The following is a 14017-nucleotide window of genomic DNA, read 5'->3' as shown; positions in this document are numbered from 1 at the left end:
CTTTTTCATGTATTTTTTGCAAGAAACTTTGCAATATCTTTTTGTTTTATCAACTCTGCTTTTTCTTCATTTCGTTTTTTTACCTCAACAGAATCTACCGCAACAGTCTTTTCTGAAACCACGACACGCCAGGGAATACCAAAGAGATCAGCATCTACTAATTTTTCGCCGGGTGATACATTTGCCCTATCATCATATAGGACTTTAATCCCGTCTCTTTGTAATGAGCTATATACTTTATCGCTTTCTTCTTCGCCCCCAGGCAAAGAAAGAAGATGCACCTTAAAGGGAGCTATGGACTCGGGCCAAATCATACCTCTCTCATCGTGAAAGAGTTCCACAACGCTGCCCATAACGCGTCCTGGTCCAATGCCATAGCTTCCCATAACCACGGGTATTTTTTTACCATTTTCATCTAAGTACTCAAGGCCCAAGATTTCAGCATACTTGGTGCCCAGAGCAAAGATGTTGCCCACCTCCACTGCACTCTCCTCTTTGAGCTCTTGATTGCCACACTGGGGGCAGGATGGTTGTTCTTTAATAATCTCCTTGTTTACTGCAACCTTGCAGTGCCCACATATATAAATGGTATCTTCACCCGCAGAGCACAATGTTTGAAACTCATGAGAATATTTTGAAAAGCTTCCGCCCGAAGCAAAAGTAAACAAGGTTTTTTCTCCAATGCCAATACGTTCAAATATCTTTTTATAGGCCTCAATTACCTTTCCATACAGCATTTCATGTTCTTTTAAGGTACGAGCAAAGGAATAAAGGTCTTTCATGATAAACTCTCGGGTTCTCATGAGACCGCTCTTTGCCCGTGTCTCGTTCCTAAACTTTGTTTGGAATTGATACACCAACAAGGGCAAATCTTTGTACGAGGAAACATGGTGGGAAAGAAGAGCGGTTAGGGCTTCCTCGTGTGTGTTTGCCAAACCAAGCTCTCCACCGTTTTTCAGCTTGGTCTTAAACCATACATCCACAATCTTATCATCCCATCTTCCCGATTTGCGCCAGACTTCAGGGCCTTGAAGCGAGGACAAAAAGACCTCTTGCCCCCCAATGGCATTCATCTCTTCCCGAATAATGGAAATAATGTTGTTCAATACCTTAAGTCCAAGAGGCAAGAACGAGTATACTCCTGCCGTTTCCTTATGCACAAAGCCTGAGCGTAAAAGGAGCTTGGCATTGGTACTTTCCTCGTCTTTTGGAAGACTCCTCTGGGTTTTACTGAAGAGTTCTGACTGCCGCATATTTTCCACTATACATATTTTTTTAAAAAAGAAAAGCCCCATAAGAGTTATACGTATATCTCCTTAACGAAATTAAGGAATCCTTAATTTCGTTTAAGAACCGCTCGCTTTAGGTGAGTTTGCTTAAATCTCGTTTAAGCAGTAATAGCTCTGCGAGACGCCGGCCCTCCTCTAAAGGGATGTTAAAACCTAGCTCTCATAAAACCAAATCTCCTTCAAAAACCTTCTCAGCCGGCCCTGTGATGTAAACATCTCCAGATTCAGACCAAGACACGAACAGCTTTCCTCCAGGTAGTTCTACGTTGACATCCCGGTGAATACCTTTATCGATTACAGCCGCTACAATAGAAGCACATGCTCCTGTCCCACATGCAAGCGTTGCGCCAGCTCCCCTTTCCCATACCTTCACCCGGATGGTATCGTCGTTGAGTATTTTCACAAACTCTACATTTGTTCTTTCTGGAAACATCTCTCTATTGTTCTCAATCTTTTCTCCTTCTTGCTTCCAATCAAAGTCAAAGTTGTCTACATAGAGAACTGCATGAGGATTACCCATAGAGAGGGTTGTAAACCTGCCTTGTTTTTTAATATTTAAGGGGCTTCCCATATTAACCTTGACTGAACCATCCGTTTGCGCAACACATTCTTTTATCCCAGATGAAGTCTCAATAGTCACAGGAGATTTCTTGAGCAACTTTGCAACGCAGCGAATTGCGTTCCCGCACATTTCAGCCTCACTCCCGTCTGGGTTGAAAATCTCCATTGTGTAATCTGCCACAATGCTCGGTAAGATACATACAAGGCCGTCTGCCCCAATGCCAAAGTGCCTATCACAAAGTTTGATAGCAAGTGCCTTTTTATTTGGGATATCGTTGACCCGGCAATCCAAAAGAATAAAGTCGTTCCCAAGACCGTGCCACTTCTCAAATCTCATATCTTCTTTTTACCAAAAAACCACCTGTTTGCGATTCTTTGTTTTAAGATAAACGCATATATCCTTAATGAAATTAAGGGTGCTTAAATTTCGTTTAAGAACTATTCAAATCTAAACCTAGAAAATACGGGTGATGTCTTTAACCGTTACCCAGATCATTAAGGTTATCAAGAGGGCAAAAACCACTGCTGAAACTCTTTTTTCCCAAAGTTCTGAAACAGGTTTTTTTCGGATAGCTTCTATCCCCAAGAATAGCAGCTTTCCCCCGTCTACCACGGGAATGGGAAGGGCGTTGAATATGGCAAGGTAAACAGCCAAAACTGCAAAAAAGGACAAAAAGTGTGCTATGCCCAAAGAAAGAGACTTGTTCAAAAAGTCAACAATGCCCACCGGACCCATAAACTCAACTCCCGCTGGTACTCCCTTGCCAGATACAAGGTTTACAAGCAATCCCCCGAGGTTGCGCACAATCTCATAGGTCAACACAGCGGTTCTCTCAATGGCACGAAAGGGAGCTTCGTACCAGGCATACTTCACAAATGCTGTTCTCACCAAGGCAACCCCCATGGCGCCCTCTCTGGCAGGCGGCTCTGTCCTTGGCACCAAAGCAACCTCTCTTGTTTCCTCTCCGCGCTGCAGGGTAAGAATAATTTCTTTCCCCTCGCTGCTGTCGGTAAAAGACTGAACTTCCTTTACCTTTGTGGGCTCTATTACAACACCAGAATCGCGCTCTTCCATCTTAAGAATACTATCTCCCAGCTCAATGCCAGCATTTTCTGCAGGAGAATCCTTTGCCACGCCCAAAATCTGCACCTTGGGATTTACCACTCCTTGAACCTCTTCGTCCCCAATCCCAGTTGGAATCCCGCTGGTCACGGCCAGCCCAGTAAAGATAAGGGCAGCTACCAGCCAAAAGGCAACAACGCCAGCTGCCACAATAACCATCCTTTGCCATATGGGTTTTGCAGTAAAGCTCCGGGGGCCGCCAGCGGCTTGCTCTTCCCCTTGGAGCCTTACAAAAGCGCCTATGGGAAGAAGATTCAAAGAATACAGGGTCTCCCCTATCTTTTTGCCAATCAATCGAGGAGGCAGCCCAATGCCAAACTCTTCCACTTTTACCCCGTACTTTTTGGCAAAGAGATAATGTCCCAGCTCATGAAGGATGATTAAGGCAAGAAAGCTCACCAGAACAATAATAAGGGTCATAAAAAAGCAATTACAAATCTATTTCAGATTTTTTCTTTTCGACCAGGTCATCAATCTTTTGCATGTATTCATCGATAAGCTTTTGCAGGTCTTCTTTACCCTTGAACTTGTCATCCTCGCGAATATCTCCTGCCCGTGCACCTTCCTGAATTTTTCCCCATGCCTCGTCTCTCCATTTTCTAAGAGTCTGTTTTGTCTGCTCTGTCTTTTCAGCCAAAAGACGAAGCAAGGTTTGACGATATTCCTGCGTTAATGCGGGCAAAGTGATACGCAGGGTTTTTCCCTCAACTACAGGAGAAATCCCAAGAGACCCTTTGAGAATGGCTTTTTCCATGGGGCCAAGATACAAAGGATCCCAGGGCTGAATTAAGATCTGGCGTCGTTCTGGAGAAGAGATCCCAGCTAACTGCTTTATGGGGAGAAGCACTCCTCCGACATCAACCATAATGTCCTCTACCAGGGCAGGGCTTGCCTGTCCTGTGCGAATCTTAGCCAGTTCTTGGCGAAAGAATTCAACCGCTTTCTCTAATTCCGGTTTTGTTTTTTCAAGAATTTGTTTAACCATTTTCGCAAAAAGGGGCCAAGTTACAATTCAAGAAGAATACGCTCTGCAGCAAAGCGTCTATTCACCTGGGTTTGTCGCAAAGCAGAAAGGACATCTTGAAAAACGCGGAGAATCCGCAATGATTCGGCTTTTCCATCACGAAGCTGATGCAAAAGCTCAAGTCGCGTCTCCCGTTGCAAATCAAGCAGAGTTTCATATAATGCCTTGGGATCCTGGCTTTCTCTTTGTGCAAAGGCAAAGCGCTCTTGAAGGGAACTCTTTTGAAGTTTGAAAAGCAGGTTTGTCTTTTGTGCATGTGGCTCTTCAAATCGGTATAGACGCAACTCCTGGGTGCGGGAGCGAATCGTATCTAAAAGCAAAGAAGAATGCTGAGCTTCCAAGAACAGCAGGGTGCTTCCTTTTGGTTCCTCCAAGAGTTTCAAGAACGCAGACTGGGCTTCTTGATTCATACGGTCAGCCGATCTGATTATCCCTATCTTGTAGGGCGAGGCCCATGCACTTAAACTAAGCTGTTCTTTGAGTTTTCGTATCTGTCCTATGACAATCTCATCTTTTTCCGGACTCAAAATTGCCACATCAGCATGCGTTTTGGCTTTTTGAGGGCCGAGTAAAAAGGCTACAAACCCCTGAATCACCTGTTCTTTCCCTGCAGTATCATTACCAGAAAGCAGGTAGGCGTGAGCCAGTTTCCCTTGCGCCTGAGCTGTTTTTAAATATGTGAGGTGGTCAAGGGGTCTACTCATCTTTTTGTCATAATGCTTCTCTTGTATACTTCCAAGTTATCCAGCACGACTCCAGTCCCCTTGGCAACGCAGGTTAAGGCATCCTCTGCAATAAAGCACGGAACTCCCGTAGTCTGAGATACTAGTTGGTCAATATTTTTGAGCAATGCTCCGCCCCCAGAAATAATCATTCCCTTGTCCATGATGTCAGCTGAAAGTTCGGGTGGAGTTTCCCGCAGGAGTGATTTAATAATCATGATGATTTCCTGCAGGGGTTCCTGTACAGCCTGGGAGATTTCGGTAGATGTCAGTTTGATGTTCTTGGGTAATCCTTGAGCTAAGTCGCGGCCTCGCACTTCAATGGTGAGCTCGGGTTTTAGGGCAAGCGCGCATCCAATCTTGATCTTTATCTCTTCTGCCATATTCTCTCCAATGGCAAGATTGTACTTGCGTTTTATATAGTCTGAAATGGCTTGGTCAATTTTGTCTCCTGCCACCCTGACAGATGAGACAGCAACAATGCCACCAAGGGAAATTACCGCAACCTCGGTGGTTCCCCCTCCAATATCTACAATCATGTGCCCTGAAGTGGAGTTAATGGGGATCTCGGCCCCAATGGCGGCCAAGATGGGCTCTTTTGCAATATACGTTGCCCTTGCCCCGGCTGCGGTGGTTGCCTCAACCACGGCCCGCCGTTCCGTAGACGTAATGCCAGCTGGTACTGACACTAAAACCTCTGGCTTGAAAAACTGATATCTTGGCATAACTTTTTTCAAGAAATAGCGAATCATGGCCAGCGTAACCCGGTAGTCTGCAATGACCCCATCTTTCATGGGGCGATACACTCGAATGGTATCGGGGGTTCTTCCGGTCATTTCTCTTGCGGCTTCCCCTACTGCCAAGATGCTGTTGTCTGCCAAGGAAACCGCAACCACCGAGGGTTCGTTTAACACAATGCCTTTTTGAGGCACAAACACCAGGGAGTTTTTGGTTCCAAGGTCAATGCCAATTTTCGAAACAAATAAACTCATATCGTTATGCGTTTAATATCCGCTCCCAGTTTTTGCAGGCGCTCTTCTATTCTCTCATATCCCCGGTCCACCTGGTAGATATTATCAATCGTGCTTTTTCCTTCTGCCATTAGGGCTGCCATGATAAGGGCAGCTCCCCCTCTTAAGTCAAACGTGCCAAGATCGGTGCCGCGAAGCTTCGTAGGACCGTTGATGATTGCCCGATGAGGGTCGGTAAAGTAAATTTCAGCTCCCATTTTGTTGAGCTCTTCAAGGTACTTTAACCTCCCTTCATACAAAGGATCGTGCAAAAGCGTGGAGCCTTTACTTTGTGTAGCAAGCACTCCCAGTACCGACTGAAGGTCAGATGGAATGCCGGGGTAAATCAAGCTCTGAATCTTATCTATTTTGAGCTTTCTAGCTGGCAAGACCTGGACAGTGCCAATGCCTCCTCGCTGCTCTTGAATCTTAAGATTTGCACCAAAGTCATGGAGCTTTTTAAAAAAGAATTCCAGAAACCGTATGGAGACATTTTTCACCAGCACTTTCCCTTGTGTTCCAATAGCCATGACAATGAAGGTGGCAGCTTCAATTGGGTCTGGAATAATGGTATGGGAAAACCTTTTTAATCCTTTCTTTCCTTGAATGGTTATCTCATGCAACCCAGAAACCCTAATCCACACCCCCATTTTTCGCAACACTCGCATTAACTCTTGCACCTGGTAATCCATGTCTGCAATCTTTATAACAATACGCTCTGGTCTCAGCGCACAAAAGAGCAAGAGGTTTTCTGTGCCCGTAACCGAGAACTCATTAAGCACAACCACCTTGTTTTTTGCCTTCCCAGAGAATCTCAGCTCAAATCCTTTGAGCCGCGGCTTCACAAAAGTGCCCAACTGAGAAAAGGCATCCAAATGGGTGTCTATGGGCCGTGCTCCAATAATGTCTCCTCCAGGCTTGGGAAGATATATTTTCCCAAATCGCGTAAGCAATGGCCCGTACAAAAGCACAGACCCCCGGAACTTTAAGATAGCTTTTTTGTCAATGGTGGCAGGATTCAAGTTTTTTGTGTTTATCCTCACCGATCTTTTTTCCACCCATTCTACCTTTGCCTTCATGCTTTCTAAAATCTCGATCATGCGAAACACATCCTCAATTAAGGGAAGATTTTTAATCGTGCAGTCTTCTTTGGTTAAAATGGTAGCAGCTAAAATCGGAAAGGCGGCATTCTTTGCCCCTTTAACGTCAATCTCTCCCTTAAGATGCTTCCCTCCATGAATAACGAATTTCTCCATAGTTGGTCTTTCCTATTCTAGCTGAAATGAGGTCTTTTGGCAATGGAGTAAAAACGCGCATATCTCCTAAATGAAATTAAGGATTCCTTAATTTCATTTAGGCACTATTAGTTTATGTGGTTGCTTTGCATATCTCCTAAACGAGATTTAGGTACTCCTAAATCTCGTTTAGGAGTACTTCACTTTTAAAAGAAAAGCGCCGATCTCACAAAGAGAAGAAAGGCGCCTGCGATGCCGGATTCCTAAGTCTTTCTGGCAAAGCTTAACAAGGTGCACTTTTTGGCATATAGTAGAGCATTATGACCAAACGCCAACGTACACTGTTGTTTCTTTTGCTTCTTGGTCTTTTTTTGATACTCGCTCCCTCGCTTACTCTGTACTCTCAAGGATATCGAATTGATATACAGCAAAAAAGAATAACTCAAACAGGCGCTTTCTACTTTAAGATCGCCCCCGCGAGAGCTGATATCATTGTTGACGGAACCCATATTAAAAGAACTGATTTCCTTTTTGGTTCCGCGCTAACCAAGAATTTTTTCCCCGGCAGCTACTTTCTTGAAATTACAAAAGAAGGATATCATTCCTGGCAAAAAATCCTTGACATAAAAGAACAGCAGGTTACTGAAGCAAAGAATATTCTCTTGTTTAAAAAGAACCCTGCGTTTCAAAAACTCGCAGATAAGGTTGAGCGCTTCTGGGTTTCGCCAAACAAACAGTATGCACTGCTTTTGCAGCGTGAGCCCAAAACATCCTGGCAACTTAACCTTCTCAACCTAGAAACCGGGGGGAAAGAATCCTTAATGGTCGGGGCCAGCTCAAAAGATGAAATCGTTGACATCCAATGGGCAAAGGACTCCCGCCGCTTCTTGCTTCATAGCACTCGTGGAGAACAGCTAGTTTCTGAGATCCACAATGTCTCAGCTAACCAACCGTGCTTTAAGGCCCCCTGCAGCTTGGAGTACCTTAACCAGGGCATAGGAAATATACAATTTTCCCCCGCAACACTAAATCAAGTACTCTTTACCAGATTCCTTAATACAACAAAGGCACTGTTTATGGCTCAATACAGAGAGCAGAAATCGGCTGTCCCCATCGCAAATAATGTGGTGGCCTTTACCAGCCATAGCACTTATGTTTTTTGGCTGGATAACGATGGTACACTGTGGCAAAAAAACCTTGATGCAGACAGCGAGGCACAGGTTTTTCAAGAATCAGTATTTACGCCAAAACGTGAAACTACCTACGAACTATTGATTGCCGGAGACGCCATACTCATAAAAGAAGACACAGCGCTGTTTCTCCATGAAAGAAGCGTCTCAGAGCGGCGTGAGGTTCTTTCCCCCGTTCTTGAAATAGCTGTGGGTCCGGGAGGTGCCAAGGTCGCACTCCGCAACCAGTCAGAACTTTGGGTTCTCTTTTTAAAAGAGGAAACCGAACAGCCCCAGCACCAGGCCGGTGAGCTGGTGCTCCTCACAAGATTCTCAGAGCCCCCACAGCAGCTTTCCTGGATTGACTCCTCCTATCTTCTCTTCAGTTTAGGAGAAACCATACGAGGAGCCGAAATCGATACTCGGGACCGACTCAATGTTGTGGACCTTATCACATTTTCTGACCATGAATTCTTTTGGAATAACGAAAAAGGCATCCTCTACATTTTAAGCGAAGATACCTTCTTTGTTTCTGAAAAAGTGGTGCGATAGATTACCTCTTTCTCCACTGACGAGCTCTACGGGCTCTTTTCAAACCAAACTTTTTTCGCTCTCGCATTCTAGGATCCCTCGTTAAAAACTTAAGGGCTTTCATAGAATCTCGCATTCCCTCGTCCCACTCTACTAAAGCGCGAGCTAAAGCATGGCGTACTGCCTCAGCTTGTGCTCGTATTCCACCGCCTCGCACAAGAATGCTTACTTCAAACGCCTTTCCCGCAGCCCCGCGATCTAAGGATTCTTTTGCAATTATGCGGTACTCCGCATCCTGAAAATAGTCCTCAAAGGGCTTTTGATTTACAATAAAGCTGGTCTTCGTTGCATTTTTAATCCTTATCCGTGCCACGGCAGTCTTTCTTCTCCCTGTTGCTTGCCAGTATCGTCCTTCATCTTTTTTTGAGGACTGTTTGCGCCTCTTTGGCGCACTCCGCCTCACCGGGCGGGTGGACCGATGAGGTGCTACCGCCGATGAAGCGGGTTTTTTGGTTGTTTTTATTGTCTTTGTTGCCATAATTTGAGCTATTTGCGAAAATTATATGGTTCTGAGAGAAGCGAATGGTTCATATTTACTATAGCTCAATTTTCAATCTTTTTATCTGACGCGCTCTCAGCTTGTTTGTCGGTAACATACCCCATACTGCCTTGCGCAGTACTTCCTGAGGCTGCTTTTCAAACAACTCTTTTAACGTTTTTACCTTCAAATTCCCCAAATACCCCGAGTGTCGAAAATACCGCTTTTGCTGAGGTTTGTTTCCGGTGAAACGAATCCGCTTGAAATTCTGGACCGTCACAAAATCACCCGCATCCTTGTATGGGGCAAAGTCGCTTTTTTGCTTTCCGCGAAGAAGGTTTGCAATCTCTACTGCCAGTCGTCCCAACGGGCGCCCTTGAGCATTAATGGTGTAGGTTTTGCGTTCCATGACTATACAAATTCAATAATTGCACGCTTTGCGCTGTCTGATTTGCGGGGCACAAGTTTTACAATGCGGGTGTACCCGCCCTTTCTTTGCTGGTATCGGGGAGCAATCACATCAACAAGCTTTTTCGCAGATTCACCGTCCACGAGTGCAACTAACTGCCTTCTTTGAGCCAACCCACCCTTCTTTGCCTTGGTAACAAGCTTTTCTGCCATAGGAGAAATCGCTTTTGCCTTTGCCTGGGTCGTTTCAATCTTCTCATTTAATATTAAAGCACGCAAAAGGCTTTTTTGCAGAGCTTTTCTTGGTCCTGCCTTGCGAGACAACGTACGTTTGTGAATTTTTTTCTTCATACTACTTTTTCTTTCCCGCGGCAGCTTTCCCGGCTTTTTTGCGAGGTACCGCTGAGGCGACTTTCGTTGTAGCGGGCTTCTTTATAGCCCTTTTCTTCTTCGGCTTTACTGTGCTTGATGCCACTGACATTACCTCCTCTTCTTTCAACCCCTCTCCTGTAATCTCAAACTGTCTCGCTAAAATAGCGGAAGCCTCTTTGAGGGCAGTTTCTGGATTCAATGTTCCGTCAGTTTCAACCTCTAGGATAAGGCGATCAAAGTCGGTTCGATCTCCAACACGCATCTGCTCTACTCGATAGCTTACCTTTCTTACCGGAGTGTAAATGGCATCCAAAGAAATGGTTCCTATTTCTTCCTTTTCCCTGCGGCGGCTTTCCGCTGTCTCATACCCCACACCTTTCCCAATCCGAACCTCAATCTCCAGTTCAGCTCCACTCGCGGTCAAGTGGGCTATTACCAGATCTTTGTTCATAATTTCAACCTGACTTGGGGTCTTAAAATCACCAGCTTTTACTTCTCGTGCTCCCTTTACTTTCAGTGTTGCAGAAAACGGACCATCTCCAAATACTCGAAAACGAATCTGTTTTAGGCTCAGCAAAACACCCAAGACATCTTCCTTAAGACCAGGGAGCGTTGTAAACTCATGAGAAGCTCCCTTTATCTTAGCATTCGTAACCGCAGCACCTTCTAAGGAAGAGAGAAGAACTCGCCGTAAGCTGTTGCCTATGGTAGCCCCGTATCCAGGATACAGGGCCTCAATCTCAAAGACGCCTTTATTCCCCTTGTTCGACACAATCTTCGTTGATTTGGAAAGTGGAATCATACTTATCTTGAGTAAAACTCAAATATTAATGGAATCTCGACCGAGGGTGCAACTTCAGCAAGCGAGGGAAGTTGTTGAATGATAATCTCTGGTTTTTCTTTGTCTAGCAGTATCCAAGAAGGAGCTTCATACTTTTTTAATCCCAGCAGCGCATTTTTGAACAGGGTTCGCTGCAGCGAGGAAGGACGAACAGAAATACTGTCGCCCTTTTTTACCGCAAAGGAAGGGACATCCACCTTTCTGCCGTTCACCAAGAAATGACCATGGGAAACCATCTGGCGAGCCTGCTTTCTGGTAGAAGCTAGTCCGGAGCGAAACACCACATTGTCGAGTCGGCGCTCTAGCTTTTGCAAAAACAACTCTGGAGAATCGCCATGGGCTTTCATGCCCAACACCTCTTTCACATAGCGCTTGAATTGCTTTTCTCTGAGGTTATACTGACCTTTCAAATCCTGCTTTTCCTGTAGTTGTCTTCCGTATTCAGACAGCGGCTTTGGCCGTCGTTTTCTCATTATTCCCTTTTGCATACTAGACGCGTCTTACTTTTCTTTTTCGTGGACCGTTGTGGGGTACTGGAGTTAAGTCTCGAATGGATTGAATCACAAAACCCTTTGTCCCAAGAGACCTTAAGGCAGATTCCCTGCCGGGTCCAATCCCCCGCAAGGTAATTGCAATGCGTTCCACGCCTCGTGCCTTTGCAACATCTGCTAGGGTTTCTGCCACTTTGGAAGCGGCATAGGGTGTGGACTTTTTGGTTCCCTTAAACCCAACTGCGCCAGCTGACGTGGTAAACACAACATTACCTTGTGTGTCAGCCAAAGAAAGTATGGTGTTGTTATAGGAAGAATAAATACTTACCCTGCCATCTTGAAAGCTTCGTCCCTTGGTTAGTGCTTTTGGGGTAAAGGTGGTTGTAACTACCGCGCCCTCTCCTTTTTTAATGACTCGTTTCTTTCCCATGAGATTATGTCGGAGATGCTGCTGGTTTCTTTCCAGACCCTACGGTCTTTGTCACATTTCCACGAACGGTCCTGGTGTTTGTGCTGGTGCGCTGTCCCCGAACCGGAAGCCGCTTTTGGTGGCGCAATCCTCTCCAAGATCCAATGTCTCTTAAACGCTTTATATTCAGCATCACTTCACGTCGCAAACTCCCTTCAATCTTAAATCCTTTTTCAATAATATCACGCAGTATGCTCAGTTCTTCGGTCTTTAACTCTCCTGCCTCTTTTTGAGGGTTGATCTTTGCTTGCTGTAAAATCTTCACGCTGGCAGCCTCACCAATGCCATAAATATAGGTTAAGGCTACCTTAATTTGCTTTTTGTCTGGAATGTTTACTCCGGCAAGTCGTGGCATGATGAAAAATGAAAAACTTATTAAAAGCCCGGTCTTCGCCTCTACGTCTCGCGGGTTCCTCTAGGAACATCGCTCGCCGGGCGAAGCCGTGAAAACTCGAGCAGTCGAGTTTTCACCCCTGGCGTTGCTTATGCTTTGGATTCGTTTTGCAAATGACATACAGCTTTCTTTGCCGCTTTACAATCTTGCAATCCTTGCAAATCTTTTTGAGGGTTGAGCGGACTTTCATACTATTTATTTCGATAGACTATCCTCCCCTTGGTGGCATCATACGGGCTCATTTCAACAGAAACCTTATCGCCCGCCAAAATGCGGATCCTGAATTTCCTGAGTTTTCCTGCAAGATATGCTAATACCTCGCTTCCATCCTCCAAGCGCACCTTAAACTTTAAACTTGGAAGGGTTTCCAACACCTCACCCTGCATTACAAGCTCGTCCTGTTTATCGTTCTTCATGCGTGAAATTGCGGTTTAGAGTATACCAAAGTAAGTTCTATTAGTCAACAATCACCTGAATTTCAAGCTTATCCACGCCGCCAGGCAAGGAGGAAATCCAAAAAGGCCATAGGGAAAGGTCTGTCTGGCGAAAGACACTGTAGGTCGCAAGAATACTTTCTGCCTCATCCTTTGACTTTCCCCTGAGCTTGATTTTAAGCTCTGTTGGGTCTACATACTGATATGTTGTAGCTGTAACGCCAAGCTCCAAAGCAGCTGTATTCGCATCTTTATCCACTGTAATCTGCTCAAAGTAGGTTACGGTTTTATCCTCCGCAATGCGCTCTCCGTCTTGGAGCGCATGCAAAAGAAAATCGTTCACCAGAATATCCAGATCAGCTCTCGAAAATAGGTATGCAGTGGCAGTCAAAGAAACACTTACGTTGAACTGATCTAACTCGGCTCCAGCTTGCACCAGGGAATCAGCTTCCGTCACCTCAACTAAAACTGAGTCTTTGGTTGCCATCATATGCCCTGGGACGCGAGAGAGTAAATCTTGGGTTGCCTTTAGCTTCAGCTCTTCAATCAAAGATTGCTTTGCTTTTTCAATATCGTCCTCTGAAACAACGGACACCTCACGTTCTGACCCCCCGGTCATAGACTCTGTAGATTCAGCATAGATTGCAGTGAACGCGGCGGAACCCGAAAGCCCTGGTACTGAAAAGTTTGAGGGTCCAACATTATACTCTTCTCCGGATTCTCCTGCCACCACTTCAATGTCGATAAATCCCGGCCCCTCGTTAGTAGACCCAGGTATGGTAATCCGCACGAGAGTACGAAAGAGCTTTCCCTCTTCTGATATAAAACGGGTCTTTGCGATTAAAGTATAGGGAGAGGTCGTGTATGCGTTAAACACCCGAATGGTTCCAGACGAGCGATTCACCTTTATGGTGTTGCTGGAAGCTGGAAACAGTCGCGTTGCTTTTTTCTCCTCTGTCAGTGTGCGAGCAGGAATGATGCGCTCTTCTTTGTTCAATTGTTCCCTTCCCACCTCAGCTACAATGGGTTCCAAAATCTTTATCTGTCTGGTTTCCGGCCATAAGGTAACCTTAGCTGTAGTAAAGAAAAAGTGTACGGCTCCAAAGGAAAATACCAAGAGCACAAAAAGCGGCAGGACTCCCTTTAGTATCCAGACTGGCAAGTGCCTTCTTTCACGCGTATTACGCGCCTTTGGTTCTTCATTATCAAAAAGTTCCTCTGCCCTTTTTTTGAGCTTTTTGGGGGGGGCAATATCTTGAATCTTCCAATTTGCCATAGTCCTATTCTAGAGTAAATCGAGAAATTCATCAATAGTAATCACCATCCCTCTAGCGATTCTTTGGTTTGCTTAAATCTCGTTTAGGAGCTACTGGTTCTCCACATATCTCCTAAATGAAATTAAGGAT

General features: G+C 45.2%; 18 protein-coding genes. 1 reads left to right on the top strand and 17 read right to left on the bottom strand.

The genetic code is table 11. The features are described 5' to 3' along the window. Positions 1-5: 5 nt before the first annotated feature. The 7 genes from IH982_00810 to murA form a co-directional block, all read right to left on the bottom strand. A complete protein-coding gene (locus IH982_00810) occupies positions 6-1253 on the bottom strand; it encodes a prolyl-tRNA synthetase (GenBank protein ID MCH7828399.1) in 1248 nt (415 codons plus the stop codon). Positions 1254-1449: 196 nt separating this feature from the next. After that, the gene (gene dapF / locus IH982_00805; GenBank protein ID MCH7828398.1) at positions 1450-2187 is read right to left on the bottom strand and encodes a diaminopimelate epimerase; all 738 of its coding nucleotides are present in this window, start codon (positions 2185-2187) and stop codon (positions 1450-1452) included. A gap of 117 nt (positions 2188-2304) precedes the next feature. After that, complete coding sequence (locus tag IH982_00800; protein MCH7828397.1) at positions 2305-3393, bottom strand: site-2 protease family protein; 1089 nt, start codon at positions 3391-3393, stop codon at positions 2305-2307. Between the two features lie 10 nt (positions 3394-3403). Continuing rightward, positions 3404-3958: a ribosome recycling factor gene (gene frr, locus IH982_00795; GenBank protein ID MCH7828396.1), complete on the bottom strand. Its 555-nt coding sequence runs from the start codon at positions 3956-3958 to the stop codon at positions 3404-3406. Positions 3959-3978: 20 nt separating this feature from the next. Next, complete coding sequence (locus tag IH982_00790; protein MCH7828395.1) at positions 3979-4701, bottom strand: hypothetical protein; 723 nt, start codon at positions 4699-4701, stop codon at positions 3979-3981. Continuing rightward, positions 4698-5711 carry a rod shape-determining protein gene (locus IH982_00785; GenBank protein MCH7828394.1) on the bottom strand — a complete coding sequence of 338 codons (1014 nt, stop codon included), beginning with the start codon at positions 5709-5711 and terminating at the stop codon, positions 4698-4700. Before IH982_00785 ends, IH982_00790 begins: the two co-directional genes overlap by 4 nt. Beyond that, on the bottom strand, positions 5708-6985 hold the full coding sequence (murA, locus tag IH982_00780; GenBank protein MCH7828393.1) for a UDP-N-acetylglucosamine 1-carboxyvinyltransferase: 1278 nt from the start codon (positions 6983-6985) through the stop codon (positions 5708-5710). The genes IH982_00785 and murA overlap by 4 nt, the downstream gene beginning before the upstream one ends. Before the next feature lie 299 nt (positions 6986-7284). On the opposite strand from murA, the gene IH982_00775 reads away from it, so the two are divergent. After that, on the top strand, positions 7285-8685 hold the full coding sequence (locus tag IH982_00775) for a hypothetical protein (GenBank protein MCH7828392.1): 1401 nt from the start codon (positions 7285-7287) through the stop codon (positions 8683-8685). A gap of 1 nt (position 8686) precedes the next feature. On the opposite strand, the gene rpsI is transcribed toward IH982_00775, so the two are convergent. The 10 genes from rpsI to IH982_00725 all read right to left on the bottom strand — a co-directional run bounded on the left by rpsI (position 8687) and on the right by IH982_00725 (position 13887). Continuing rightward, a complete protein-coding gene (rpsI, locus tag IH982_00770) occupies positions 8687-9202 on the bottom strand; it encodes a 30S ribosomal protein S9 (GenBank protein MCH7828391.1) in 516 nt (171 codons plus the stop codon). A gap of 58 nt (positions 9203-9260) precedes the next feature. Next, entirely contained in the window at positions 9261-9611 is a 351-nt protein-coding gene (gene rplM, locus IH982_00765) for a 50S ribosomal protein L13 (protein ID MCH7828390.1), read from the bottom strand. Positions 9612-9613: 2 nt separating this feature from the next. Further along, positions 9614-9949 carry a 50S ribosomal protein L17 gene (gene rplQ, locus IH982_00760; protein MCH7828389.1) on the bottom strand — a complete coding sequence of 112 codons (336 nt, stop codon included), beginning with the start codon at positions 9947-9949 and terminating at the stop codon, positions 9614-9616. A gap of 13 nt (positions 9950-9962) precedes the next feature. Continuing rightward, positions 9963-10784, bottom strand: a complete 822-nt coding sequence (rpoA, locus tag IH982_00755; protein MCH7828388.1) for a DNA-directed RNA polymerase subunit alpha — start codon at positions 10782-10784, stop codon at positions 9963-9965. Positions 10785-10786: 2 nt separating this feature from the next. Beyond that, positions 10787-11296, bottom strand: coding sequence for a 30S ribosomal protein S4 (rpsD, locus tag IH982_00750; GenBank protein MCH7828387.1), 510 nt, complete (start codon positions 11294-11296; stop codon positions 10787-10789). 16 nt (positions 11297-11312) lie between these two features. Continuing rightward, a complete protein-coding gene (gene rpsK, locus IH982_00745; GenBank protein ID MCH7828386.1) occupies positions 11313-11744 on the bottom strand; it encodes a 30S ribosomal protein S11 in 432 nt (143 codons plus the stop codon). Between the two features lie 4 nt (positions 11745-11748). After that, entirely contained in the window at positions 11749-12138 is a 390-nt protein-coding gene (gene rpsM / locus IH982_00740) for a 30S ribosomal protein S13 (protein ID MCH7828385.1), read from the bottom strand. Between the two features lie 112 nt (positions 12139-12250). Beyond that, positions 12251-12367: a 50S ribosomal protein L36 gene (gene rpmJ, locus IH982_00735; protein MCH7828384.1), complete on the bottom strand. Its 117-nt coding sequence runs from the start codon at positions 12365-12367 to the stop codon at positions 12251-12253. A gap of 1 nt (position 12368) precedes the next feature. After that, entirely contained in the window at positions 12369-12593 is a 225-nt protein-coding gene (gene infA, locus IH982_00730) for a translation initiation factor IF-1 (protein ID MCH7828383.1), read from the bottom strand. 40 nt (positions 12594-12633) lie between these two features. Further along, entirely contained in the window at positions 12634-13887 is a 1254-nt protein-coding gene (locus tag IH982_00725) for a hypothetical protein (GenBank protein ID MCH7828382.1), read from the bottom strand. Between the last annotated feature and the right edge of the window lie 130 nt (positions 13888-14017).

The organism is Patescibacteria group bacterium (assembly GCA_022563395.1).
Classification (GTDB): Bacteria; Patescibacteriota; Minisyncoccia; order Minisyncoccales; family UBA10102; genus 01-FULL-49-22b.
Note: the sequence above shows the minus strand (reverse complement) of the source record. Positions and strands in the feature narration are given on the sequence as shown.

Bases quoted from the DNA above. Each gene is read 5' to 3' on its own strand.
- rplM (MCH7828390.1), bottom strand. From the start codon at position 9,611: ATGGAACGCAAAACCTACACCATTAATGCTCAAGGGCGCCCGTTGGGA.
- IH982_00725 (MCH7828382.1), bottom strand. From the start codon at position 13,887: ATGGCAAATTGGAAGATTCAAGATATTGCCCCCCCCAAAAAGCTCAAA.
- rpoA (MCH7828388.1), bottom strand. From the start codon at position 10,784: ATGATTCCACTTTCCAAATCAACGAAGATTGTGTCGAACAAGGGGAAT.
- IH982_00775 (MCH7828392.1), top strand. From the start codon at position 7,285: ATGACCAAACGCCAACGTACACTGTTGTTTCTTTTGCTTCTTGGTCTT.
- frr (MCH7828396.1), bottom strand. From the start codon at position 3,958: ATGGTTAAACAAATTCTTGAAAAAACAAAACCGGAATTAGAGAAAGCG.
- dapF (MCH7828398.1), bottom strand. From the start codon at position 2,187: ATGAGATTTGAGAAGTGGCACGGTCTTGGGAACGACTTTATTCTTTTG.
- IH982_00785 (MCH7828394.1), bottom strand. From the start codon at position 5,711: ATGAGTTTATTTGTTTCGAAAATTGGCATTGACCTTGGAACCAAAAAC.
- infA (MCH7828383.1), bottom strand. From the start codon at position 12,593: ATGAAGAACGATAAACAGGACGAGCTTGTAATGCAGGGTGAGGTGTTG.
- IH982_00790 (MCH7828395.1), bottom strand. From the start codon at position 4,701: ATGAGTAGACCCCTTGACCACCTCACATATTTAAAAACAGCTCAGGCG.
- rpsD (MCH7828387.1), bottom strand. From the start codon at position 11,296: ATGAGAAAACGACGGCCAAAGCCGCTGTCTGAATACGGAAGACAACTA.
- rpsK (MCH7828386.1), bottom strand. From the start codon at position 11,744: ATGGGAAAGAAACGAGTCATTAAAAAAGGAGAGGGCGCGGTAGTTACA.
- rpsI (MCH7828391.1), bottom strand. From the start codon at position 9,202: ATGGCAACAAAGACAATAAAAACAACCAAAAAACCCGCTTCATCGGCG.
- murA (MCH7828393.1), bottom strand. From the start codon at position 6,985: ATGGAGAAATTCGTTATTCATGGAGGGAAGCATCTTAAGGGAGAGATT.
- IH982_00800 (MCH7828397.1), bottom strand. From the start codon at position 3,393: ATGACCCTTATTATTGTTCTGGTGAGCTTTCTTGCCTTAATCATCCTT.
- rpmJ (MCH7828384.1), bottom strand. From the start codon at position 12,367: ATGAAAGTCCGCTCAACCCTCAAAAAGATTTGCAAGGATTGCAAGATT.
- IH982_00810 (MCH7828399.1), bottom strand. From the start codon at position 1,253: ATGCGGCAGTCAGAACTCTTCAGTAAAACCCAGAGGAGTCTTCCAAAA.
- rpsM (MCH7828385.1), bottom strand. From the start codon at position 12,138: ATGCCACGACTTGCCGGAGTAAACATTCCAGACAAAAAGCAAATTAAG.